Raw genomic sequence first — 23912 nt, forward strand, 5'->3', positions numbered from 1 at the left:
CTCACGAAGCCATGCACGATGCGGAGAGCAGCCATCGCCGCTTCTTGGTCACGGGGGACGAGAGCTACCTGGCCCCGTTCCACAGTTTGCAAGACCGGGCGCCGGATTACGTCCGGTATCTCCGCGACCGCACCGAGCCGGACAGTCCTCAACGGACGCGGGTCGAAACACTCGCCCGGTTGATCAATCAGCAACTGCAGGCGGAGCGGGCGACCATGGAGTTACGCAAGCAGACAGGATTCGAGTCGGTGCGGGCCATGGCCCTGTCAGGCGTTGCCAAACAGGAACTCGACACCGCCCAGCGTCTCCAGGCGGAGATGGAGCAGGACGAGACCAAGGCGCTGGCGCGGCGCGTCCTTGAATCCACCGCGACCACCCGGTCCAGCATCATCCTGCTGATCATCGGCGCACTGCTGCTCTTCGTTCTCCTGGCCGCCGTGTACTATCTGATACGGCACGACGTCACCGAGCGTCGGCGCGTCGCAGCGGAGCTGAAGCGTCGCGGTGAATTGCTTGAGGCAGCCAATAAGGAATTGGAGGCCTTCAGTTACTCGGTGTCGCACGATTTGCGAGCGCCTTTGCGGCACATCCATGGTTATGCCTCCTTGCTCTCGAACGCGGTGGCTGCGTCGTTGGACGACAAGGGCAAACGTTATCTGCAGACGATTTCCGACTCGGCTACGCAGATGGGACAGCTCATCGACGACCTGCTCGTGTTTTCGCGCATGGGGCGGCAAGAGATGCTGCAGGGAACCGTCAACTTGAACCAACTCATCGCCTCGGTACAGCATGAGCTTCGGCATGACCTGCAAGGCCGCGCCATCTCATGGACCATCGCTCCACTTCCTGAAGTCACCGGGGATGCCGCCATGTTGCGGCAAGTCTTTCTCAACCTCATCGCCAATGCCGTCAAGTTCACCGGCACCAGACCGCAGGCCTCGATCGAAATCGGCAGCCACAGCAGTTCACAGGATGAAGTGGTGTTATTCGTGCGGGATAATGGTGTAGGATTCGATATGCGCTACGCCAGCAAGTTATTCGGCGTCTTCCAACGGCTCCATCGCGCCGATGAATTCGAGGGCACCGGCATCGGGTTGGCCAACGTCCGCCGCATCATCCATCGACATGGCGGAAGGACCTGGGCGGAGGGAGTAGTCGGGGGAGGCGCGACCTTCTATCTCACGCTTCCCATTGCGAGGACTGCATCATGACCGCAACCAAACCGATCCTGCTTGCCGAAGACAACCCCCGTGATGCCGAACTGGCCTTGGCCGCCATGGAAGAGCACCACTTGGCCGACAAGGTCATCCTCTGTCACGACGGCGCCGAGGTGCTCGACTATCTCTATTGCCGGGGCCCCTTCAAAACGCGACTACAAGGCAATCCCGCCGTCGTCTTCTTGGATCTGAAGATGCCGAAAGTGGATGGACTCGAGGTCTTGCGGACCATTAAGAGCGACAATGCCTTGAAGCCGATCCCGGTCGTTATGCTCACGTCCTCGCGGGAAGAACGGGACTTGGTCGAAAGTTATGCCTTGGGGGCCAACGCCTACGTGGTCAAACCCGTCGAGTTTCCCCAATTCCTCAAGGCCGTGAAGGAACTCGGCGTGTTCTGGGGCATGATCAACGAACCCCCGCCTGAAGGGGCCGGACGAACGGGCAGCGCGTCCTCGTAAGTCGACAACACACAGAGGATGTTGATGTTCGGCGTCAACCCGGTATCAACCACATCCGTCACTCCCCGGCGAAGATGGGTGGGGCGGTGTTTGGCGGCATGCGGAATCCTGTTTCTCGCGGGAGGAACGACTGATGCCGCCGAGGCGCCGTGGGAACGTCTGACGTCCGGTATCCAGGTCTCCTGGTGGAATCCCGGCGATGCCTGCCCCCAGGTTCCCCCGCTGCTCATGCTCCAGATCGACCCGGAGCGATTTCGCTTTTCGATCTATCACTTTCGCGACGAAGGCCTTCCGACCCCCCTCTCCATTCCTGAGTGGCAGCAACGCACCGACGCCTATGTGCTGTTCAACGCGGGGTTGTTTCGCGAGGACTACTCGTACCTCGGGTGGCTCTTCAAGGAAGGCCGCTCCCTCGGCGGCAAGAAACATCACTCCTGGCAGGGACTGTTCGCAGCGGAACCGACCGATGGCAGCCTGAAGAAAGCCCGGGTGCTGGATCTTGCCTTCGACATGGTTGGGGAAGGGCTACCGCCCTATCGGGAGGCGGCGCAGTCGTTGATGCTCCTCGACCGTACCGGCAAGCTTCGAGTGCGCGACAGCGGGAAACGCGCATACCAAACCGTCGTGGCCGAAGACCGCCAGGGAACCATTCTGCTGATCAAGACGGCGGAGATCGTTACCCTGCACCAACTGGCCGACTGTCTCCACCGCACCATGCCGTCGATTCACCAAGCCATGGCGATGGACGGCGGTTCGTCCTCCGATGTCATCGCAAGCCCCGACCTGCTCCATGCCGTGACACCTGCCGGAAACCAGGCTCCATGGCGCTCCCTGCTCGCCGGAACCTCGAGCCTGCACATTCCGTTGCCCGCAGTCATCGGTGTCAGCCCCCGCACGGGGCCCCATCACATGACCGCGCCGACGACCGTCGCCCCTCGGCACAACCCCTAATCCCAAGGTTATCGCGCAGGCTCGACGGGATAACCGGCCTCGGTCCAGGCGTTCATGCTGCCGACCACGTTGTAGACATGCTTATAGCCCAGGTCGGCCAGGGCCTCGGCGGCAATGTTGCTGCGGCGGCCGGACTGGCAGTACAGGACGATATGGTCGTCCAGCTTGGCTCCCAATTCGCGATGCCGCTCCTTGATCTCCCGAAAGTCGATATTCCCGTCGGTGCCGGGAATGACACCGGAGGCATGCTCTTCCGGAGAGCGCACGTCGAACAGGATGAATCCTTTATTGGCCGGTGAGGACGCCTTCGAGAGACCGGCCCGCAATTCCTGGACAGTCAACACGTAGGAATGGTAGGCAAAGGTGACCTGCGGGACCTGCAGGAGGAGACCGCAGAGAAGGGCGCCGCACAAGGTAAGAATGACAGCTCGCATAGTCCATACTCCTTTGCTCGGACTGACAGAAACAGTGGCGACGTTTCGCCTATGATAGGAGGCCCATGAAAAGCCGGTCAAGAGTCGTCCTGTTCGCCCTGTGGCCGCTCCTAACCGCCTGCGGGGAAGGCGCCATGCTGGTCAAAGAAACTCAAGACGGCGGGGTGGTGGTCTATCCCTACCGAGCAGAACAGGGGCGGTTGCTCTCCTCGTTTCGGAAAGAGGCGATACACCTGATGGAGCAAAAATGCCCGAGCGGATACACGACGGTTCGTGAAGGAGAAACAAAGGGCCGGCTCCGACAAGCCAGCCCCATTGCGGGATCCAGCGACGTGGTGGAGGAGCGGCGCTGGGGGATCCAGTTCCAGTGTAAATGATTGGCGCGCCTGCGACCTCCCCGGCCCCTCACGTCGTGGGGCGTCGGCCCTGCATCAAATCGTCGATGGTCAGGAGACTCCTGACCCGTACCCGTTCCTGTTCGATACGGGCCAGCCCATCCTGCTCCTTGCGATCGACGATGACCAACACATCCTGTACCTGAAGCCCTGCCGCACGAGCTGCCACGATCGCTTTCAGCACGGAGCCTCCGCTCGTCAAGACGTCATCCACAATCAGCGCGCGGTCGCCGGATGTGACGACACCTTCGAGCAGCCGACCCAGGCCATGGTCCTTGGGCTGCTTGCGCACAAAAAACGTCCGCCATTCGCGGCGCGGGACCGCGGCATAGGCAAAGTCAGAAATGGAGGTGGCGATCGAAATGGCCCCGATCTCCAATCCCCCCAGACAGTCAATACGCAACTCCTTCGTCGCCTCATAGGCCAAGTGAGCCACGAGGTGGCGCGCATGCGGAAACGCCATCAGGGTACGGCAGTCGACATAAAAGGGGCTCATCAAGCCCGAAGCCAGCTTGAACCCCTTGTCGGGATCCCATTTGAACGCCTGCGTGGCGTGAAAGGCGGCAATCAGTTCATCTCGCACCGTCATGGTTCACCTTACTCCCTGGAAAAAGTCCTCCGCCCCCCGCTGGGCCCTCCAGCTCGATTCGGGAAGGGCCGATTGTACACCGATCGGGAGGTCGATCACAGTACACCTCAGCGGAGACGGCCAGCTGCCGCGGAGCCGTGGATACGCGCGGCCGTCTGCACGAAGAGCGGCAGAAGCCCAGCCCACAGCAAAGCCAGCAGTAGAAGTGCCAAGGCGTCGGTGGGCCCCAGCGTCAGCGCCCCAAAGGCCTGTCCGGCCCCATAACTGACCGGCCCAGCCATCCCGCCGAGGAGGGCGGCCAGCCAGCTCCGCCCCTCCAGCCAGCGGAGCGAATGGTGCAACGTCGTGGCAAAGAGGTACCAGAGGGCACAGAGCCACGGTGGGCACAGCCAAGGCGCAAAGGGGTGATCACCGAACCGGAGCAGGCCCAACGCTGTCAGCCCGCTATCCAACAACAACCCGGCAGATCCAATCACCAGGACCACCAGGGTCATGGCGCGAGGCTGGGACGCATTCCAGATATTCACTGCGAGGAGCCCCCCCAGGACCGGGGGAGCCAACCAGGGCTGCCCCCGGCCGGCGCTCAGGATAGCGATCCACCATCCGAGCTGAAAGAAGACTGCATTGCCTAGGGTCTTGATCATCCTGCCATGGGGTCCTGTCGCCAGCCGGAGCGGGCGAACAGCAAATGCGCCGTCGAAATCGATCGTTCCAGGAATCCGCCTTCGCAATACGACAGATAGAAATCCCAGAGGCGGAGAAAGTCATGGCCAAAGCCGAGTTGATGGATCCGCCTCAGGTTCTGCCGAATGTTCGCGCGCCAGCCGCGCAGGGTCGGCGGGTAATGGGCGCCGATATCCTGGACATGCAGCAAGCTGAAATCCGATGCGCGGGTCATGGCGTGGCAGAGGCTTATCACCGAAGGGATACAACTTCCCGGGAAAATGACGCGCTGGATGAAATCAACCGACCGTTTGGCCCGTTCGAAATACCGCTCGTCGATCGTGATGGCCTGCATGAGCATCAAACCATCCGGTTTCAGCAGCCGCCAACAGGCGTCGAAAAACGCGCCATAATACTGCCACCCGATCGCTTCGATCATTTCGACCGACACCAACTTGTCGAATTGCATATCGAGAGAGGGCAGGTCGCGATAGTCACACAGCAGCACTTGCACGCGGTCGGACAGGCCCTCGTCACGAACACGCCGGAGCGCCCAGTCGTATTGGGCCTGAGAGATCGTGGTCGTCGTGACGCGACAGCCAAAGGTCTGAGCCGCGTGACACGCGAGCCCACCCCAGCCGGTCCCGATTTCAAGCAGGTGGTCATCAGGCGACAGATGCAGCTTGCGGCAAATGAGATCGATCTTGGCGCGAGAGGCGTCTTCGAGCGTACTGTCAGGACGAACGAAGTACCCGCAGGAATACATCATCGTCGGATCCAGCATCAGCGCGAAAAACTCATTGCTGAGGTCGTAATGCGCCGCGATGTTCCGCCGACTGCCCGCCTTCGTGTTGCGCCTCAGACCATGCATGAGCTTCAGGAATGGAGCCGACAAGCGGGCGGCTCCCTGCTCCATTCCATCGAGCATGGCGCGGTTCAGGACGAACAGCCGTACGAGCGAGGTGAGATCGTCGCAGCTCCATGCGCCACGGCCGTAACTTTCTCCGGCACCGACGGTCCCACCCCAGGCAATGTCCCGATAGCAGGCGGGGTCGTCGATGATGACCACCGGCCGGAGGGGACAAGGCGACGTCGGGCTGCCGAAGGTCGTCCGTTGCCCGCCCTCCACGATGGTGAGGGCCCCCTGCGTGATCAACTGGAGCCGAGCGAAAACCATGCGCCGCGCCAGCCGGATAGAGAAGCCGTCGCGAGCGCCGGATTCCCTTCGCGGGACGAGGCTCCGTTCCGTCGGTCCCGATGCACAGTCGGTCTTCATAAGACCGTTCATCCGGAAGACCTCCCTGTCTGCGCCAGCGAGGCGCGTGTCTTGGGGTGTGGGTAAAAGGGACAGTGTTTCATCCACAGCCGCAAGGCCTGCCAATGAATCGCGCCGATGACCCTGGCGGTCATGAACGGGTATTGCACCAGGGTCCGCGCGAGGGACGCGGCCGTAAGTTCACGGCGTGTCAGAACCATGGTCGCGTCGAAGAAGCGGCGCCCATCACGCAGATTCACCATATGCACCATCAGACGCTCGCCCGGAGCGCCAAAACGCCAATCGTAGTCCACGTCCATCGGCATAAAGGGCGACACGTGGAATTGCTTTCCGAATCGATACCGGTGGTGAAGGCCGTGGCCCTCGTCCAAAGTCCGATCCAACACATAACAATGCCGTTCGCCCCAGGGCGTGTTCGTCACCTCGGCCACAATGGTTTCCAAGAACCCATCCGCGTGGTCGAAGCAGTAGTAAAAACTGACGGGATTGAAGACATACCCAAAGTACCGCAGGTGGGTCAGCAGGCAGATCGGTCCCGCAGGCCTCCGCCCTGTAGCGGTTTCGACGAGGTCGCGAACGCTTTGATCCAGCGGCACGCCTGCATCGCCCACATGGTCCGCTCGGCGAAACCAGGCCAGATTCGGATGCGAGGCCGACCAGAACCAGCGCCCGTCGAACAGACTCGGCAACTCGTCCAAATCCAGGTAGAGCATGAACAGGGCATACCGAAACACATGGCTCACCGGGGCCATTCGCCGATGCCGCACCGTTCCCTCATAGACGCCGCTCCTCATTGCGCCCAGGCCTCCAGCGCTCGACAGGCCGCCATGGCACTCTTCACGCCATCCTCGTGAAAGCCGAATCCCCAATAGGCTCCACAATAGAACGTGCGCTGCTGCCCGTTGATGGACCCGTACCGCTCCTGTACCGCGACCGCCTGGGGCGAATACACCGGGTGGTGATAGACAATGCGCTTTAGAACCTTCGCCGGGTCGATCGCCTCGCCATGGTTCAAGGTCACGCAAAACTCACAGGGGGCATCGAGACGCTGCAGCCGGTTCATGTGGTAGGTCAGGACGACCCGCTCCGGCGGTGTGGGCAGCAGATGATAGTTCCACGCCGCCCAGGCCAGTCGCCGCTTCGGCAACAGGGACCGATCGGTATGCAACACCGCTTCGTTTCGCTGGTAGCGGATCGCACCCAACACGTCCTGTTCCAAGGGCGAGGGGTTCGCTAGGAGCGCCAAGGCCTGATCGCTATGGCAGGCCAGCAGGGCCGCCTCGAAGCGCTCGGCTTGCCCTCGTCCCTGCCGGTCTCGCCACCGCACTTCCACGCCTTGCGGGAAGCGTGCAATGGATTCCACTGGAGATTGCAGTCTTATCCGGTCGCGGAAGGGTCGTACCAACGGATCAACATACCGCTGCGATCCGCCTGTAATGACGCGCCAGGTCGGCCGGTTGTTCACCGACAACATTCCATGGTGCTTGAAAAATCGGACCAGATATTGGGCCGGAAAGTCCCAGATCGTCGCCTGGCCGGCCGACCAGATGGCCCCCGCCATGGGCAGCAGATAATTCCGAATGAAAGGCTCCGAGTAGCGCTCGTGTTCGAGGTAGGCCCCGAGCGACGGTCCGGGCCCCGGCTGCTCCAGCAACGCGACCGATTCACGATTGAATCGAAGGATGTCGCGAACCATCCGGTAAAAGGACGGCCGCAGAAGATTACGTCGTTGCGCAAAGAGGCTGTTCAGGGTGGTCCCGTTGTATTCCAGGCCGGTGCGCTCGCAACGCACGCTGAAGCTCATGTCGCTTGGCTGATGCGCAACGCCCAGCTGGTCGAGCAGGGCGATGAAGTTGGGATAGGTCCAATCGTTGAAGACGATGAAGCCCGTATCCACGGCATAGGTCTTTCCTTCGCAAGGGACCTCGACGGTGTTCGTATGCCCACCGATGTAGTCCCCCGCCTCGAACAGGGTGAGATCGTGCCGGCCGTGGAGGAGGTGGCCCGCCGTCATGCCCGCGATGCCGCTACCGATAATGGCGATTTTCATGGCTCTCTCACTAGCCGGGCGCACAAGCGCAGGTAGAGTCGAGTCGGCAGCAGAGTCAACAGCTTGAACGCCAGACTGAAGCGTTTCGGAAAGTGAATCTCCGCCTTGCCCGCTTCGATGCCATCCACGATTCGGCGAGCTGCATCCTCCGCCTCGATGCGAAAGGGCATGGGAAAATCGTTCCGGTCCGTGAGGGGCGTCCGCACGAAGCCGGGACAGACGACGGACACCGTGATGCCAAGTCGGTACAGGTCGATTCGCAGGGACTCCAACAGGTACCTGATGGCTGCCTTCGATGCCCCGTAGGCCTCGGCGCGCGGAAGCCCCGCGTAGGCCACTGTGCTGCTCATGCCGACGAGGTGAGGAGCCGGTGATTGTCGCAGGAGCGGCAACACTGCCTCGATGCCATAGACCATGCTGAGAAAGTTGCTACGCATCGTCCGCTCGAACACTGCGCTGTCGAAGCGATCGACCTCGACATATTCACAGGTGCCAGCATTGAGAACCGCCACATCAAGGCCGCCGAACTGACCGACGATCTCGGAGGCCGCCCGGCGATTAGCGACAGGATCGGACACATCGCAAGGGACTGCCGCCAGGCGGTCGCCGCCGCACTGCTCTACGAGGTGATGGAGCGGGGACTCGTTCCGCGCCGACGCGATGACGGTGGCGCCGCGACGCACCAATTCGACGGCCACCGCTCGACCGATGCCGCTCGATGCGCCGGTGACCCAAACCCGTCGCCCGTTGACCGGATGCCGCCTCATCTCACACCCGCTCCTTGATGAGTCGAATGACCATGCCGATTACGGGGATCTGTTCGTACAGCATCGCACCTGCGTCGAAATAATCCCGGTGGTAGTGAATCTTCTGCCGGAAGTGCAGGTGCGTGGAGCCTGGCACCACCACCGGCTGCCCGCCATTGAGCTTCGGGTGCCTCAGTGCCATCGTCCACATCAGCACGGCCCGCTGGTCCTGCAGCACTTCCTCGTCAAAGGTGAAAGAACAGGCTTCCACGTGGGCATACAATTCCGCAAAATACCGCATGACGGCTCCAAGCCCATCGAGTTTCCGGAAGGGATCCTGAAACACCACATCATCCGCGTAGAGATCCGGCAAGCGTCCCACCGTCTGGGCGTTCAGCCGTCGGTAGGTCTCCTTGAACCGCTCCACGATCGGCTGCATGGACATTGTTCCTCTCATCGCCGAATGCTCATCGGTTCAACAGCCGGGCCTTCAAGGCCTGGTTGATGGGGTCCGGCCCCAGCCAAATGGCGAAGTAGGCCGCCGCAAAGTCCGCACCCTCGACGGTCCCCTTCACGACTCCGTTGAGGGCCAGCTCGGTACCCACTCCCGGGAGATAGGTCAATCCGTACCGATCACCCGGCTTCACATCTTCATAGAGGCGATGCATCTGTTCGATTCGCGGCGCCAGGATCGAGAGCGTCTCCGGCGGAACATTGTCTGCCAAGACCTTGGTGGCGGCTCGCCCAAACTCTGCCCTCCGGATGCTGCGGAAATAGGACAACTCCAGGCGCTTCGGCACGTCGTCCAACACTCGGTCGGGCTCCAAAGCCGATGGGAGATAAAGGGCGGCCACATAGAGAGAAATCGTCCGCATGAACTTCGCGAGACCGACTCCCCGTAGTGGCAGAGTCACGGAACCGGCATGGATCGAATCGGGGAAGGTCACGCCCTCGAGGGAAGCCGCCATGCCTGGGCTCGGCATCGCGACCAGCAGAAAGCCCAACAGCCCGCAGGGTACCGTCCGGTTCCACCATTTCTGCCATCGCTGTTGTAGCCCCCTCCCCATAACCCACCCCCATTCCTCGTGCGAACCCCACTCGGTCAGGCGAAGCGACGGATCTGGTCCGCGAGGGTGTTCGCCACCCTCGTCAGATCAAACGGCCAGGCATAGCGCAATGACACGTTTGGATACTGGCTGCGCAAATGGTCTAAGATTTCCGGTATCTCCACCTCAGAATGCGAACCGCCTGGTGTAAACATGGTCGTCGTCACAGTGATTTCGGTGGCACCTTGCTTGATCAGAGACTCCACCGATTCCTCTAGGGTCGGGCCGCAAAATTCATTGTAGGCCACGGCGAACAGCGCGCCGTCCAATTGGGTACGTAGCCGCGCCGCCACGGCTTCCAGCCCTGCTTGGTAAGGATCGCTCTGCGCCGTGCGCGGCCAGCTTCGGATCGTGCGGTCCAACTCCAGTTCCTCTTGCGACGGAGGCAACTTCGCGGCCCGGCGCTGAGCCTCCAGCCGCTTCAATTTCGTGACGAGATCCTGCGGACAATCCTTCGGAATTCCGCCGTGCCCCACCAAAATCACCCCTCGTGTCGTCCCCGCCATGCTGCCATTCTCCTTCCTGACGAGTGTGGTCGATCGTGTCACACCGCTCTTTGATGGAGTTTCGCCGTCACACGTGGTTGCGTAACATGAGCTCTTTCGGATGTGGGTTGAGATACACCTGGTCATGGACGTACTCGACATCGAAAACCTGGACGTAATGTTTGATCAGCGTGAGGGGTACGATCAGCGGCGTAAGGCCCTGATGGTAATCCGCAATGACGCCCAACAGTTCCTGCTTTTCCTGCACGGTCAACCGGTCTTTGAAGTGCCCCAGAATATGTTGCAGAACGTTCACGTGTTTGCGCACCGTCGCCTTCACGGCCAAGGCTTGCATGAACAACTCGCCGTATCGGGAGGCCAGTTCGTGCGGGCGGTGTTGATTGGCCTGCGCCACCAGGCGTCCAAGCGTCTGGTAGTGCCGGACGCTGTGCGCGAGCAGGAGATACTTGTGAATCGTGTGGAACCGCACTACGGCCTGCCTGGTCGCCCCCCCCTGCACGAGATCGCGCCAGCGCCGATAACAAAACACCCGCTCGATGAAGTTCTCGCGCAGAATGGGATCACACAGCCGACCTTCCTCTTCCACTGGGGTCAGGGGAAAGCGTTTCATGAAGGCCATGGCAAACAGACCCACCCCCTTGCGGTTCGGCATTCCATGTTTGTTATAGAGGCGCACCCGCTCGATTCCGCAGCTCGGCGAGTCCTTCTTGAAGACGTAACCGGACAGGTCCAGCCGGTCGAGTTCAAGGAGGCGGCTCTTCGCCATCGCCTCGATCGCGGGCGTATGGTCCTGCCCGCTCTTGATGGTCATGAGGCGGGGACCATCAGGGTCGCCGACCAACCGCATCGCTTCGCGCGGGGTCCCCAACCCGGCTTCCACTTCGGGACAGACCGGCACCCATTCGACATACCGCCCCAACAGGTCGGTGAGAAAGGCATCCCGCTTGTGCCCTCCATCGAATCGCACACCCTCTCCGAGCAGGCAACGGCTGATCCCCAGGCGAAGCGGCGCGATGGTCATGTCGTCCCCTTCTGTTTGGCCAAGGTGAGATATTCTTCCCGCGCAGTCTTGTGGTCCACCATCGGCGCAGGATAGTCGACCCCGATCCGGCACCCGGCCCGCTCCTGTTCATCGGGTGGCATGAGATGCGGCTCATGGAGCCACTTCACAGGCACCTCCGCCAGTTCCGGCACATAGTGCCGAATGTAGTCCCCGTCGCGGTCGAATTTTTCGCTTTGGATGCGCGGGTTGAAGATTCGATACCCCTGCATGGCGTCTGTGCCCGTGGATGCGCACCATTGCCAGTTTCCGTTGTTGGCCGCCAGATCACCGTCCACCAGGTGCTGCATGAAGTACCGCTCGCCGCTCTGCCAATCGATCCGAAGGTCCTTCACGAGGAAAGAGGCCGTGACCATGCGCACCCGATTGTGCATCCAACCAGTCTGATTGAGTTGTCGCATCCCCGCATCCACGATGGGATAACCGGTGCGGCCCTCGCACCAGGCCGCAAACAAGCAATCACGATCGGGGCCCTCTGGGCGCGGTGCCGGCAATCCGTCCTTCGCCTTGAACGGTCCCTTGGTCACCTGGGGAAAGGCCATGAGCACCTGTTGAAAAAATTCTCGCCAGACCAATTCGTCGAGCCAGGTGAAAACATCGGCCCTGGAAACGGCCCCCCCTGCCGTGAGGGCGGCCAAGGCCGCATGCACGGCTGTTCGGGAGGACAGGGTGCCAAATCGGAAGTGTGGAGACAGTTTGGACGTCCCATCGAGCGCAGGCAGGTTGCGCCCATTCACGTAATCATGGATCGGCCCGCGCAGGAACCATTGCAACCTGGACTGGGCCGCCCGTTCTCCCGGTTCGATCCACAGCGGAACCTGCTCGTAGCCCAAGTCCTGCGCCGACGGCCAGTCCCGCGGCATCGATGTCTCGTTGCCGTCCGCTCTCCGCTTGGGCGCCGGAATCATCGGCGGAGTCGCTGCGCGCCACTGGTTCCACCAGCGATCCCGGTAGGCGCTGTACCTTTGGAAGGGGTCACCGGTCAACCCACGAACTTCCTCCGCCTCGAACACGACATGGTCCTTGAATGTCTTCACGGTTCTGCCCTGCTGGGAGAGGCAGTCCTGGACCCTGCGATCGCGATCCCGCGCGGCCGGCTCGTAATCCCGATTCCAGTAGACCGCGTCGATCCCGAGATCCCTCACCGCCTGGAGGACTGCCTCGGTCTGCTCACCGATGCGGTACTGGAGCATTAGCCCCAGTTGGCCAAGCGAGGCTCTCAATTCATTCAAGCAGCCCAGCATGAACCCGACGCAGGCAGATCCGAACAGGTGGGAGCGCAGGAGCGGCTCGTCGAACACGAACAGCGGCACGACCTCTCGGCAGTCCCGGCAGGCGGCAAACAAAGCGGGATTATCGCGGACACGGAGGTCACGGCGAAACCACACCAACCCCTTCATGACGGAACCTCCGGAGTAGACGCCAGCCGACGGGCCGGTGGCAAGGGATCGGCGAACAGTGCCCGCCGCCAGGCCAGGTAACAGAGAAACAAGACCGTGGAAACCATGAATCCCGTTCTCAATCGATGGAATCCAAATGCCAGTTGATTCAACAACTCACTTACGATCCCGAACCCGCCATACGCCATGGCGAGCCCCCAAGCCCAGGGGCGAAGGAACAAGAAGCCGTAGCCAATGACGAAGTGGGCGGCCGGAGAATGGAGCTTCACGATATAGGCCAGCGGACCGGCGATCGTGACGCCGAACAACTTCAGGGCATAAGCCGGGAAGAACTCGATGATGAGCAGATCGATCAGGCCGACGAGGACGAAGAGAGCCCCGAACAGTTTGATGTCCCGCCCGTGCTCACTGCTATGGCCGGCCATGGTCAGGTCCTCCTTCCATTGCGGCGGCGATATCGGATTGTTGCCGCACACTCGATTGGATCATTTCCTTCGCCATGCGAGCCAGGCCACCAGGCGGATCCACCAAGTCTTCCGTATGCCGATGCGCCAGGTTCAAGTAGAGCTGCTCCACCGCCATCCAGCTTTCATCCGGGGACAGCCGTAGAGAGTTTGACTGGATACTCGGGCAACCGTGATGTCCCGAACCTCGCCGTCTCGCTTCACGCCCAGCTTGACCACCGATCCGGCCTCGCCGCGTATCATCGACGCCACTTGTTCGTAGGTCTTGCCGGTGACGGCTTGCCCGTCCACAGTCACGAGTTCATCTCCTTGCTTCAACCCTGGTTGCTGCGCCGGCCCATCGGGATAGATCTGCGCGATGTACAAGACCGCCGGATCGCCCACACGCTCGGCGCCGACGTGGAGCGCCACCCCGATCACCCCATCCGGGCCCGACGTCTCCGCGCCGTGGCCGGACGTCGCCGTTCCCGGAGGCGATTCTGAGTGGGCCAGGGCCAAGCCAGAAGGGGGCCACGCCAGGGTCGTGATCAGCCCCACTAGCACGGTCATCTTGATTACGGATCTCGTCTCCATCGTTCGGTTCCTCCCTGTTAAAGGTGCAGGCTCATCAACAACAATCCCAGGCCCCCGAACAACACCAGTGCATTCAGATACAGTGACCGCTGATGCAAGCGGGTCCAGGCTGCCGACAACTGCGCATCCACGGCACCCTGACGCTCTTGCTCCTTGAGCCGATCCCGCATCTCATTACTCCGAGGGGTGAGGGGCGAAAGGCAATAGTCTTCAGCGGCCAGGAGACACAGCCAGGTGAGACCGACCGCCCAGTAGAGCGGGCTCACTCCAGTCACCAGGCCGATGATGACCCACGAGAGCAGCCCCATCCCCGTCGCCAGCATGCCCAGCAAGTAATAGGCCGGGAACAGCTTCCGTACGACCTTGCCGAACGATTCCGGCTCCAAGGTCCTGGCCAGCACCGGAGCCACGACGAACGAAAGGCAGACCACCTTCCCTATGAGGGTGCCGATTGCCAGCGTATGAAGATATGTGAGCAGTCCTTCCATCCGAGTCACCTCTCCCGATTCCAGGCCAACCGGCCCTTACGCCGCTTCCGTTCGGCTTGGCCCATGCACGATAGCCTGCAAGGCCGCTTCGAGCGTCGGATAGACGAATTGGTACCCACCCGCTTGAGCCTTGGTCGGTTCCACCCGTTGCCCGGTCGTTAACAAGGTTCCCAGCTCGCCCAGCGCCACCTTGAGGGCAAGTTCCGGCACCGGCAGCCACGACGGCCGATGGAGCACGCGTCCGAGCACCTCACAGAACGTTTTCATCGTCACGGCCTCGGGCGCGACGGCATTGACCGGCCCGGCGACGCTCGGAGTGGCGAGGGCCCACAGGATCAAGCCGATCAGGTCTTGGCGGTGAATCCACGAAACCCACTGCGTGCCGGGCAGCACCGGACCTCCGGCGTAGAGACGAAACGGCAGCAGCATTTTCGCCAATGCCCCGCCGTCTCGTTCGAGCACCATGCCGATTCTGAGGAGGACCACGCGGGCTCCGGCTTGGGCTGCACGTTGCGCTTCGGCCTCCCAGCGCGCGGAGAGATCGGCCAGGAACCCTTGACCCAACGGAGCCTCTTCACCCAGTGCCCGCGCACCACCGACCCCGTAATACCCGATGCCCGAGGCGCTGATGAGCACTGGAGGCCTTGTGGCCTCTGCCATGAGACCATCGACCAGACAGCGCGTGGCGGATAGGCGGCTGTCGAGTAGTTGCCGCTTCCGCGCACTCGTCCACCGCTTGTCGGCGATGGGCTCTCCCGCTAGGTTCACTACGGCCTGGGCGTCACGAAGGTCCTTCCACCAGGGCCCCGCCGACCTGGCGTTCCACTCCACCCGCTGCTCATTCGGGAAGGAGGGCTGTCCCGGCTTGCGCGTCAGCACGACGACCTGATGGCCAGCGCCACACAACTCGGCCACGAGCGCCCGGCCGATAAATCCCGTTCCGCCCGAGACAACGATCTTCATGGTGCCGCCTCCTTTCCCTTCCGTAGAGCCGACCATGTCAGGGGTCTTCGTCCAGGTCCGCCTCATCGTCACCATCCGATCCCGCGACCTCATCAGCCTTCTCATCGACCTGTCCAACCGTGCCGCCCTCGCTCGACCGTTTCGTCACCCGCTGACTGAACTTGCGTTCCTTGGTCCCGTACAGCAAGTTCGGCGGCGGACTGCGGCGATTTCTGAGAATGACGGGATCGATGACCTCGCCACAGAGGGTACAGTGCCAGGCGGTGATATCAATCTGACCCGTATCATCAAGCAAGTCGACATAGTGCTGTATGAGTAAGAGCCCTCCACATCGGGCACAGGCATGACCCCGCGCAGGCGTGAGGGAGGGTCTCCTTCGTCCCGGTGTCCCATTTGTTTCCATTGGAACCCCCGCATTAAGACAGGGTAGAACCTCATACTCAGGAGCCGCACGCATTCCTCCGCGCAGCTCCATTCACCGAACCGAAACCCGAACTGGGCCCGAACACCGACGGACCGGCATTGGCACCGGCCGACGAGCCTTGGCCGCCCAGGCAACAAGGCTTAGAGCGATGACTGCCATACCACCGAGCATCACGCCGACCATAACCACCTCCTTGGATTGAGCGATTGGACCCACCGAGGAGACAGGTCCCTCCGAGGGAGAGACCCGTCTGCCTCAGGGAGCACCGCGTGCGGAGTCGCGGTACCTCTCATGAGAACCAGCGTCCGCTGCTGGAACCGTCGGTTCATGTCCGACTCACTTCGCGCCGACCTCCTGACTCGCATGGCCCTGCTGAGCCGCCTCGAGGCTGCGCGCGCACCGGAAGCCCGTACCGTGGGTCTGCAGCGCGAATCCACCGCGCCCCCTCGCCGCCGCACCGATGTCCGAGACCGGGCTGTGCCACGACCCTCCTCTAATCACCCGAACGACGCCCTTGTCGGGGCCCACTGGGTTCCGGGTCGGCGCACTGGCGTAGTAGTCGGGGTCGTACCAATCCTGGACCCACTCCCGAGCGTTACCGGCCATATCCTTGACGCCGTAGGGGGAGTCGCCCTCCGGCTTTGTACCCACTGGATGCATGGTCTTCTCCCCATCCCATTCGCGATCGTAATTGGCCCGCAGCAGGCTCGGCTGGTCGTTTCCCCAGGGGAACTGACGCCCATCCGTACCGCGCGCCGCCTTTTCCCATTCCGCCTCCGTCGGCAAACGTTTTTTTGCCCAAGTGCAGTAAGCCTTCGCGTCGTACCAAGTCACTTGTACGACAGGCAGTTGTTCGATTCCCTTCGGCGAGGTCAACGAACCGGTGCCATAGGGGTTCGGCGGGTTGCGGTGCCCGGTCATGGTCACAAACGCCATGTAGCGCTCGTTGGTCACCTCCACCTGATCGATTGTGAAGGCGTCGACGTGTACCATGCGTTGTGGCCATTCATCGGCCCGGCCCTGGGGGTTGTCATTGCCCATCAGGAAGGACCCCGCTTTAATGGTGACCATGGGAACGGGGTCCAGCTCCTTGACCGGGGCCGCTGCGAAGACCGGCGACAGGGCGACCGCGCAGGCCACCGCAGCGAATAGGCCGATCGACGAATGGCTCGGTCTCCTCCTTATGAAAACATGTGTCATTTCTTCTGCTCCTTGCTCCCTTCGATGGCCCGGGCCGTATGCATTTTGATTTCCCCGACCAGGCGACCTACCTGCTGGACTTCTCCCCGGTCGGCGGCTTCTTGTGCCTGGGGCACGAGGGTTCTCGCTTCGTGGAGATGTTGCTCGATTTGCGCTTGTAGCGCGGGCGAGGCAATCGTCCCGCCCAACGCCGCACGGTGATACACCTCCCATGCATGGTCCACGCTATGCTCGGCTTCGTGGACCATCTGGAGCGCGTCCGGATGGGGATGGCGGGAGCTATCGATGGGACCCGCCTGCGTCACTGCCGTACTCAACACGAGTGCGATACCACCGATCAGAGAACCCATTCGTGAGCCCCTCATAACTCTGCCTCCCTCATGTCGGCGAGCGGGCGACCGGCCGCCGTCGCCTTCATCGCTGTTTCAACGACTGTTCGATGAGCGCCTTCAACTCCAGCAGCTCGACACTCTTCGGATCCAGGGCCAAGCCCCGGTTCACCGATTGCTGGGCTTCGGCAAACCGCTCACGGCCCATCTCGACCAGCGCAACGATGTATGTGTCCCTGATGAGCTGTTCAAGCTCGGGCGGTGCCACCTTCGCGCAGCGGAACCCCAACCCCACGCCGTAACTGTTGTTGAGCGGGTGGTTCCAGAACCGATGTGTCGAACGGACCGTGCCCTCAGGAGCGATCCACGACCCTCCCCGGATGACGCGCTTCTCGCCGACCGTGAGGCGATCGACGTAGGTCCCGGTGCCGCCGATCCAGAGCGGTTTCTCCGGACCGGTCGGGTTCACCATGGTCTGCAACTTTCCGTAGTATTGCGGGTCGTACCAATCGTTCACCCACTCGAAGACGTTCCCTGCCATATTGTAGGCGCCGTAATAACTGGCTCCCTCCGGCAAGGCATCCACAGGCAGCGTCGCTTCCCGCTGGCGGTTGTAATTGGCCTTGGCGGCATTGAACTCGTTGCCCCATGGATACAGGTTGGCATTAGGGCCCCGCGCGGCCTTTTCCCACTCGGCTTCCGTCGGCAGCCGCTTGCCACGATATTCGCAATAGGCCTTCGCGTCATACCAATTCACCCCCACCACCGGCTGGTGCGGTGTATTAAGACGAGGGTCATCCCAGTAGGCCGGAGCCGGGTGGCTTGTAGACATGATGAACTCGCCGTAGTCCTTGTTCGAGACCTCGTACTTGTCGATGAGATAGGAATCCAAGAAGACCATGTGAGCCGGCCCTTCGTCATGAAACGCCTCGGCCGACCAGGGAGTCTTCATGCGCTTGTCATAGGCGGTGAGCCGTTTGCTCGACTCGGTCTGCTGTTCATGATCGAGACCCATCACTGACGGCCCATGACCTACATAGACCATGTCCTTGGGTACGAGCGGGTCCTCTGCCTGCGCCGCCGCGCTGAACAGCGAGAGCGTCGTGATCACTCCAACCTGTAAGATGCGTTCGATTGTCTTCATAGACGCCTCCTCTGCGTCATCCTGAGCAGGGAGCGGCTGCGCCGCTCCCTCCCGACAGGAGACTACTTTTTTGTGCTCTTCTTGATCAGCTCTCGGGTTGCCTGGTATTCCGCATTGTTCGGATCCAGGGAGAGGGCTTTCTCGATTGAGGCCATAGCATCGGCTTGTTTCTCTGCCCCCATGGCGACCAGTGCTTGGATGAACGCCTCACGAGCGGCCTGGATCGACTCTTCGGACACGGCGGTGACCGACTTCGCGCAGCGGAAGCCCAGCCCAACGCCGTAGGAATTGTTCTCCGGCTGATTCCAGAATCGATGGCTCGTATGCAGTGAGGTCTCCGGCGCCAGCCAAGATCCGCCGCGCAGCACCTTGACCGGGCCCTGGTTGGCGAAGTTGTATCCCTTCTCGGCGCCGCGAGGATTCAGCGCGAGGCTGCTCTTGTAGTACTTCGGGTCGTACCAGTCTTCGACCCACTCGAAGACATTGCCCGCCATGTTGAAGACGCCAAACCCGCTCACGCCCTCGGGATAGGAATCCACCGGCATGGTGCGGCCGACGTTCTGTCCGTAATTGGCCTTTTTGGGGTCTAGGTGGTGGCCCCAAGGATAATGATTGTCTCCCTCCGGGCCCTTAGCGGCCCGTTCCCATTCCGCCTCAGTCGGCAGCCGTTTCCCCTCCCACTTGCAGAATGCGTTCGCATCCGTCCAACTCACGCCGACCACCGGCTGAGTCGGACCGTTGAGCCGCGGATCGTCCCAGTAGGCTGGGGCAGGGTGACCAGTCGCCCGCATGAACTCCTTGTAGCGGGCGTTCGACGCTTCATACTTGTCGATCAAATAGGCATCGAGAACGACCTGGTGCTTCGTTTCATCCGAATGTTCATTACTGCCCATGGCGAATTCCCCCCTGGGAATCTTCACCATATCCTTCTCGGCTACCGTCTCGGCGGCATTCGCCAACGAGAGTGAGCCTGCAACCAGCACTGTCCCGAGTCCCACTTGCAACAATGTGTGTCTCCGCATGACCCCCTCCTTGATAGTGACCAGGGCATTCCCTGGCGAGTTAAGGACCTGTTAGACCGGAACCTGCCCTTGGATGGCTACTGCCGGCTGGGAGATCAACCGTTCCGCAGTCGAGATAACACGGAAATGCCGCTTGCGCCGAATGACTGCATCGACGACGTCCCCGCATTGCACGCAACGCATGGTTTCAGAGTCCAGTTCGCCGATCGTGGCCAGCACATCCATGTGGCAATCCCGCACAAGCAACCCTTCGCAGCGGGTGCAAGCGGTTTCACACCCTCGATGATCTACCGTTCTGAGAGCCTCTCTGTTGCCGCCTCGCCCCGCCATCGCCATGTTGACCTCCTTCTTAATGTTCAATCTTTGTAACGAGTATGTCTAATGTATAACCTCTAATGTCCAATGTGTCAAGTGTTTATATATTAAATATTTGACAAACATTAGACATGTGAATATAATTCCAATGAACGATGAATGCTCATAGAATTCATAGAGTTGCGAAGCTTACCGGGCTGTCGAAGGATGTGATCCGGGTTTGGGAGCGCCGATTTGGACTTCTCAAGCCAACGCGAGGAGCCAATCGGTACCGCAATTATTCGGATGAGGATGTGGCACTGCTGCGTTATCTGAAGGAACAGCTCGATGCCGGTACGTCGATCGGCGATTTGGCAAAACTGGGGCGGGAAGAATTACTGCATCGTGCACGGGTCGCAACGCCGCGCACGGCGATCGTAGACAATACGTTTGATCGGCTGCTGCGGGAGCTGCTCGCGGCGTTGACCCCGCTCGACCGGATCACGTTCGAAAAGCGCTTGAACGGGGCGGTCGCGGTCGTGCCGTTCGAAGAAGCGCTCCACGGCATCCTCGTGCCGCTGCAGGAGCAGGTGGGACAGCTCTGGCACGACGGGCGCATCCATATCGCTACCGAACATTACGTGACCAATCAGATCCAGCAGAAGATGTTCGCGGCGCTGAATCAGCTCCCCGTCGCCGAGTTCGGCGCGAAGGTCATCGTCGCCTGCCCGCCCGGGGAAGAACACAACCTCGCCGCCCTGGCTCTAGCCTATCGGTGCCGCGTGCGCGGCTGCCGAGTCTACTACCTAGGATCCAACGTTCCGGTCGCTTCGCTGAGTGCGCTCTGCCGCGAAGTGAAGCCGAACCTGACGATCTTGTCCTTTCCTCTTGCCTTCCCGGATGCGCGCGCCGCCGACGTGGTGCAGGCGCTGGCGTACGAGGTCTGTCCGTTTTCCACCGTCGTGGCCGGCGGCAACGGCGCATTGGCCATGCGGGACCATTTCAATCGGGCTCACATCGAAGTACTGGAAGGGTTCGGAGAGTTGGATGCCAAGTTGGAACAGCTCACGAGACGTTCAACTATTCCAAGTTAAGGGACTTCGGTCTCCCTGGGACGAAATCCCTGAGAAGCCGCCCGTTGCGCCAACGCATCACAGGCTTCGTTCTCAGGATGGCCATTGTGTCCGCGAACCCATTGCCAGCTGATCTGATGCCGTCCCGCCAACTGGTCCAGGACCGCCCAGAGGTCATGATTCTTGTTGCGTTTCCAACCCAGCGTCATGGTCTTGATCAACAGTTGCGAATCCGAGTGCAGCACGATCGATTGCGACGGCGGCAACACCCTCAACGCTTCGATCGCAGCCGTCATTTCCATGCGATTGTTGGTGGTGTCGGGACAGTGCCCCCATCCCTCCCGCCGCTGCTCTCCATCATGGATGATGTAGGCCCAGCCCCCTGGCCCGGGATTCCCCAGACAACTGCCGTCGGTATAAATCTGCACGCAACCTCCGTTCATCGCCTCACCATGATCGACACCAGCGTGATAGGCACCGCCAGGCCGCTTTAAGACTTCGGCCTTCTCCCAAGCCTAGCGCCAGCCCTTCGAGCAACGCGGCTCGGCCTTCGCGGGCCTGTCCTCCCTTGACCAGATGTTTGCCCCGGTCCGCCAGGTAGAACGCTCGTTCGCGTTGAAGATACCGGCGTTTCTCGGGATCTGTCCCGAACCGTGTCATCAAGCGTTCGATCAGGAGGGGCCGGTGGCCGAGGGCAATGTCGGGCGGCTTGATCTCACGATTGCGGTGATAGGTCAAGGGCTCGGGAATCCCGACGATGGTGGTCGCGGCGGCAATCCTGGTCCATAATTCATGGTCGTCCATGCCGGCGGAATTGAACTGTTCGTCGAATCCGCCCACGCTCTCGAGCACGGCCTTGCGAATGAGCGTGGCCGACGGTGTCGGGACAAAGCCCTGCACGAAGAGTCGCGCGAATTCATGCTGTGGCTGAGAGGCCGGCCCGATTTCATGCATCGGGCGTCCGGCTCGATCCAGATGGGCCACGTCCGTCACCACCATGCCGACCGTCGGCTGGGCGTCCAGAATCGCAACTTGTCTGGCGAGTTTCTCGGGATCCCACAGGTCGTCGTGATCCAGTAGAGCGACGTATCGCCCACGTGCGGCGGCGATGCCGCGATTTCTCGCTTGGGCCACCCCGCCGTTGGACTGCCGGAGATAACGAACCTGGTCCCCGAATGCGACCACAAGCTCGCCCGAGCCATCCGTCGAGCCGTCATTGATGACGACGATTTCGAAATCCCGATAGGTCTGCGCCAAGGCGCTCCGGATCGTCTCTTGAATGACATCCCGCGCGTTGTACAGAGGGATCACGATGCTCACGACCGGCTCAACCATCCGCTACGGTTTGACCGCCTCCAAGATGACCGTCATCTCCTCACACACATTCCACAGATATCGCCGGGCGCGTTTTTGAACATAGGCCGGCAGATACGCGAACGGCTTTCGCATGCCGAACTCGATCGCGACCGTCCGAAAGTTCGTCGGCAATCCGTAATAATTGGGCGACTTAAAATATTCGAAACTCTCCTCCGTCATGAACCGCACATGCGTCGGGTCGAGGAAGGCTTTGCGGGACGTGTAATAGGGGGTCTTGATATAAACCCGCGCCCCGGGCGCGCAGACGCGATAGAGGTCCACCATGAAGGTGATCAAATCACGCATATGTTCCACGGAATGGATCGAGTAGGCCGCCCTTACACTGTCGGTCTTGAAGGGGAGCCCCCGCTCGAAATCGCAGACGACATCGACGCCCGGCACGGCTCGTTGATCAACGCCGACCGTACCCAGCTGCTTGAGGGAACCGCAGCCGATGTCCAGGACAAGGCCCGTGCGAAGCGCCTCCGTCACCTCGGAGGGGACAGGTCGATCAAGCCAGAATCGTTCAGAACCGCCGCCAGTCATCTACGGCATAATCCGCGGAAGGAGGCGAGGAAAGCTATCGCAGCCATGGTTTCTCTTTGTCTCCCGGATGGTCCGCTTGCTCTGGGCTGCCCATGCAGAGTGACACCTATATACCACTTGGTCGGCCAGGCTCAAGCGTAGGCATCCCCTTTGAGAAGGACGGGCCCTCAGGGGATCGACCATCGTCTTCTGGACGACCGATCCCCCAGACACCTTACTCCGTCTTGCGCAGATCGATCACCGTTCCGTTCTCATCCAGCTCCACGGTGACCAGAGCTCCCTCCGCGATCGGTTTCGTTTTCACCTCCATCCGATCCAACGGGAACACCTTATCGCCTTCAGGCGTCCAAAGTTTGATTTCCTTCTTGGTCAAGCCCGCATAGATCAACTTGCCGGTGATCAGACGATGCGCGCCCGCCTTGTTCTTGTGTTTGCCGTGGTGGTCGATAACCATGTTCTCCTCGTTCAACCACAGGGTCACCTCATCCCCAACCGCCGCGTCAGACGGCGCCGTCTTCGCGTTGATGGTGTACTGCCCCACGGGTGTCTTCACATACACCAACCCCGACTGGATTTTCGTCACCTCTCCGTTCAAGGTCAGGTGATAGCCGGACTTGGTGTGCGGTTGCTCGTCGATCTCGAGTTCGACGGTCATGCGATGGATATCGATGACCTTACCGGCCTCATTCAGTTCCACCGTGATCTGGGTGCCCTCTTCGATGCCGGACAATTGCGAGCGACCCGTTTGCACGGCGAAGGCCTGTTCGCCTTCCAGCGTCCAGAGCTTGATCTCCTTGCGGTCGACGGAGGCATAGGCCAACTTGCCGGATACGAACCGATGAGCATGAGCGGCTTCTCCCTTGCGATGCACATCGACCACCACGTTATTCTCGTTCACCTGCATTTCCACTTCCTCGCCGACCGCCAGACTCTTCGGAGCGGTGCCGGAGGAGAAGCGCACCTTGCCCCAGGGCGTCTTCACCGTGATGAGATCGCCTTGGACCTGTGACACCACGCCGCTGACCTTCATATGTGTCCCCGGCCGATGCGAATGCGTGCCGCCTTGATCGGCCAACGCGGGTGAGGCAGCCACGAGCAGGCCCAGCAGCATAGCCCCCGACACCGAAAGGCCGTGAGGGGTGTGGCGGTGAGTTGAGGGTTCAATGGGATGATGGTTGGTCATGA

The 23912-nt window shown here is 61.2% G+C and carries 32 protein-coding genes; 5 read left to right on the forward strand and 27 right to left on the reverse strand.

Translation table 11 applies throughout. The features are described from left to right. The first annotated feature begins 257 nt into the window (after positions 1-257). The 3 genes from HRU82_10290 (at position 258) to HRU82_10300 (ending at position 2626) form a co-directional block, all read left to right on the forward strand. Complete coding sequence (locus HRU82_10290) at positions 258-1211, forward strand: hypothetical protein (GenBank protein ID QOJ37171.1); 954 nt, start codon at positions 258-260, stop codon at positions 1209-1211. Further along, positions 1208-1675, forward strand: coding sequence for a response regulator (locus HRU82_10295; GenBank protein ID QOJ35311.1), 468 nt, complete (start codon positions 1208-1210; stop codon positions 1673-1675). Before HRU82_10290 ends, HRU82_10295 begins: the two co-directional genes overlap by 4 nt. 90 nt (positions 1676-1765) lie before the next feature. Then, on the forward strand, positions 1766-2626 hold the full coding sequence (locus HRU82_10300; protein ID QOJ35312.1) for a phosphodiester glycosidase family protein: 861 nt from the start codon (positions 1766-1768) through the stop codon (positions 2624-2626). Between the two features lie 8 nt (positions 2627-2634). Here the strand turns inward: HRU82_10300 and HRU82_10305 are convergent, their stop codons facing one another. Then, complete coding sequence (locus HRU82_10305; protein ID QOJ35313.1) at positions 2635-3060, reverse strand: rhodanese-like domain-containing protein; 426 nt, start codon at positions 3058-3060, stop codon at positions 2635-2637. 65 nt (positions 3061-3125) lie between these two features. Between HRU82_10305 and HRU82_10310 the strand changes: the two genes are divergently transcribed. After that, on the forward strand, positions 3126-3437 hold the full coding sequence (locus HRU82_10310) for a hypothetical protein (protein QOJ35314.1): 312 nt from the start codon (positions 3126-3128) through the stop codon (positions 3435-3437). A gap of 28 nt (positions 3438-3465) precedes the next feature. Here the strand turns inward: HRU82_10310 and pyrE are convergent, their stop codons facing one another. The 22 genes from pyrE to HRU82_10420 all read right to left on the reverse strand — a co-directional run bounded on the left by pyrE (position 3466) and on the right by HRU82_10420 (position 19794). Continuing rightward, positions 3466-4044, reverse strand: coding sequence for an orotate phosphoribosyltransferase (gene pyrE, locus HRU82_10315; GenBank protein QOJ35315.1), 579 nt, complete (start codon positions 4042-4044; stop codon positions 3466-3468). 107 nt (positions 4045-4151) lie between these two features. Beyond that, the gene (locus HRU82_10320; protein QOJ35316.1) at positions 4152-4688 is read right to left on the reverse strand and encodes a DUF2878 domain-containing protein; all 537 of its coding nucleotides are present in this window, start codon (positions 4686-4688) and stop codon (positions 4152-4154) included. Beyond that, positions 4685-5983 (reverse strand): class I SAM-dependent methyltransferase, encoded by a 1299-nt coding sequence (locus tag HRU82_10325; protein QOJ37172.1) that lies wholly within the window; start codon positions 5981-5983, stop codon positions 4685-4687. The genes HRU82_10320 and HRU82_10325 overlap by 4 nt, the downstream gene beginning before the upstream one ends. Positions 5984-5991: 8 nt before the next feature. Further along, on the reverse strand, positions 5992-6777 hold the full coding sequence (locus HRU82_10330; protein QOJ35317.1) for a DUF1365 domain-containing protein: 786 nt from the start codon (positions 6775-6777) through the stop codon (positions 5992-5994). Continuing rightward, the gene (locus HRU82_10335; GenBank protein ID QOJ35318.1) at positions 6774-8033 is read right to left on the reverse strand and encodes an FAD-dependent oxidoreductase; all 1260 of its coding nucleotides are present in this window, start codon (positions 8031-8033) and stop codon (positions 6774-6776) included. Before HRU82_10335 ends, HRU82_10330 begins: the two co-directional genes overlap by 4 nt. Next, entirely contained in the window at positions 8030-8800 is a 771-nt protein-coding gene (locus HRU82_10340; protein ID QOJ35319.1) for an SDR family NAD(P)-dependent oxidoreductase, read from the reverse strand. Before HRU82_10340 ends, HRU82_10335 begins: the two co-directional genes overlap by 4 nt. 1 nt (position 8801) lies before the next feature. Then, entirely contained in the window at positions 8802-9218 is a 417-nt protein-coding gene (locus HRU82_10345; GenBank protein QOJ35320.1) for a nuclear transport factor 2 family protein, read from the reverse strand. 28 nt (positions 9219-9246) lie between these two features. Next, positions 9247-9846 (reverse strand): chalcone isomerase family protein, encoded by a 600-nt coding sequence (locus tag HRU82_10350; protein QOJ35321.1) that lies wholly within the window; start codon positions 9844-9846, stop codon positions 9247-9249. A 35-nt stretch (positions 9847-9881) separates the two neighbouring features. Beyond that, a complete protein-coding gene (locus HRU82_10355; protein ID QOJ35322.1) occupies positions 9882-10391 on the reverse strand; it encodes a CbiX/SirB N-terminal domain-containing protein in 510 nt (169 codons plus the stop codon). Between the two features lie 67 nt (positions 10392-10458). After that, a complete protein-coding gene (locus HRU82_10360) occupies positions 10459-11412 on the reverse strand; it encodes a DUF523 and DUF1722 domain-containing protein (GenBank protein QOJ35323.1) in 954 nt (317 codons plus the stop codon). Next, a complete protein-coding gene (locus HRU82_10365; protein QOJ35324.1) occupies positions 11409-12851 on the reverse strand; it encodes a deoxyribodipyrimidine photo-lyase in 1443 nt (480 codons plus the stop codon). The genes HRU82_10360 and HRU82_10365 overlap by 4 nt, the downstream gene beginning before the upstream one ends. Beyond that, on the reverse strand, positions 12848-13276 hold the full coding sequence (locus tag HRU82_10370) for a hypothetical protein (protein ID QOJ35325.1): 429 nt from the start codon (positions 13274-13276) through the stop codon (positions 12848-12850). The genes HRU82_10365 and HRU82_10370 overlap by 4 nt, the downstream gene beginning before the upstream one ends. Beyond that, complete coding sequence (locus HRU82_10375; GenBank protein QOJ35326.1) at positions 13263-13433, reverse strand: hypothetical protein; 171 nt, start codon at positions 13431-13433, stop codon at positions 13263-13265. Before HRU82_10375 ends, HRU82_10370 begins: the two co-directional genes overlap by 14 nt. Then, the gene (locus HRU82_10380) at positions 13409-13888 is read right to left on the reverse strand and encodes a PDZ domain-containing protein (GenBank protein ID QOJ35327.1); all 480 of its coding nucleotides are present in this window, start codon (positions 13886-13888) and stop codon (positions 13409-13411) included. Before HRU82_10380 ends, HRU82_10375 begins: the two co-directional genes overlap by 25 nt. Before the next feature lie 17 nt (positions 13889-13905). Continuing rightward, positions 13906-14376, reverse strand: coding sequence for a DUF4149 domain-containing protein (locus tag HRU82_10385; protein QOJ35328.1), 471 nt, complete (start codon positions 14374-14376; stop codon positions 13906-13908). Between the two features lie 36 nt (positions 14377-14412). Continuing rightward, positions 14413-15339, reverse strand: coding sequence for a TIGR01777 family protein (locus tag HRU82_10390; GenBank protein QOJ35329.1), 927 nt, complete (start codon positions 15337-15339; stop codon positions 14413-14415). Positions 15340-15376: 37 nt separating this feature from the next. Next, complete coding sequence (locus tag HRU82_10395) at positions 15377-15634, reverse strand: hypothetical protein (GenBank protein QOJ35330.1); 258 nt, start codon at positions 15632-15634, stop codon at positions 15377-15379. A gap of 465 nt (positions 15635-16099) precedes the next feature. Continuing rightward, on the reverse strand, positions 16100-16963 hold the full coding sequence (locus HRU82_10400) for an SUMF1/EgtB/PvdO family nonheme iron enzyme (GenBank protein ID QOJ35331.1): 864 nt from the start codon (positions 16961-16963) through the stop codon (positions 16100-16102). Then, complete coding sequence (locus HRU82_10405; GenBank protein ID QOJ35332.1) at positions 16960-17313, reverse strand: hypothetical protein; 354 nt, start codon at positions 17311-17313, stop codon at positions 16960-16962. The genes HRU82_10400 and HRU82_10405 overlap by 4 nt, the downstream gene beginning before the upstream one ends. A gap of 64 nt (positions 17314-17377) precedes the next feature. Further along, positions 17378-18436, reverse strand: coding sequence for an SUMF1/EgtB/PvdO family nonheme iron enzyme (locus tag HRU82_10410; protein ID QOJ35333.1), 1059 nt, complete (start codon positions 18434-18436; stop codon positions 17378-17380). Positions 18437-18498: 62 nt separating this feature from the next. Continuing rightward, positions 18499-19458 (reverse strand): SUMF1/EgtB/PvdO family nonheme iron enzyme, encoded by a 960-nt coding sequence (locus HRU82_10415; GenBank protein QOJ35334.1) that lies wholly within the window; start codon positions 19456-19458, stop codon positions 18499-18501. Between the two features lie 51 nt (positions 19459-19509). Continuing rightward, positions 19510-19794, reverse strand: coding sequence for a hypothetical protein (locus HRU82_10420; GenBank protein ID QOJ35335.1), 285 nt, complete (start codon positions 19792-19794; stop codon positions 19510-19512). Between the two features lie 134 nt (positions 19795-19928). On the opposite strand from HRU82_10420, the gene HRU82_10425 reads away from it, so the two are divergent. Continuing rightward, on the forward strand, positions 19929-20846 hold the full coding sequence (locus tag HRU82_10425; protein QOJ35336.1) for a MerR family transcriptional regulator: 918 nt from the start codon (positions 19929-19931) through the stop codon (positions 20844-20846). Here HRU82_10425 and HRU82_10430 read toward each other — a convergent pair. The 4 genes from HRU82_10430 to HRU82_10445 form a co-directional block, all read right to left on the reverse strand. Beyond that, positions 20843-21268 carry a ribonuclease HI gene (locus tag HRU82_10430; GenBank protein ID QOJ35337.1) on the reverse strand — a complete coding sequence of 142 codons (426 nt, stop codon included), beginning with the start codon at positions 21266-21268 and terminating at the stop codon, positions 20843-20845. The two genes, HRU82_10425 and HRU82_10430, sit on opposite strands and share 4 nt — an antisense overlap. Before the next feature lie 4 nt (positions 21269-21272). Beyond that, positions 21273-22145: a glycosyltransferase gene (locus HRU82_10435; protein ID QOJ35338.1), complete on the reverse strand. Its 873-nt coding sequence runs from the start codon at positions 22143-22145 to the stop codon at positions 21273-21275. Between the two features lie 18 nt (positions 22146-22163). Continuing rightward, on the reverse strand, positions 22164-22727 hold the full coding sequence (locus HRU82_10440; GenBank protein ID QOJ35339.1) for a hypothetical protein: 564 nt from the start codon (positions 22725-22727) through the stop codon (positions 22164-22166). 214 nt (positions 22728-22941) lie between these two features. After that, positions 22942-23910 carry a hypothetical protein gene (locus tag HRU82_10445; protein QOJ35340.1) on the reverse strand — a complete coding sequence of 323 codons (969 nt, stop codon included), beginning with the start codon at positions 23908-23910 and terminating at the stop codon, positions 22942-22944. Between the last annotated feature and the right edge of the window lie 2 nt (positions 23911-23912).

It is taken from the genome of Nitrospira sp., assembly GCA_015709715.1.
In the GTDB taxonomy this organism is placed as follows: Bacteria; Nitrospirota; Nitrospiria; order Nitrospirales; family Nitrospiraceae; genus Nitrospira_A.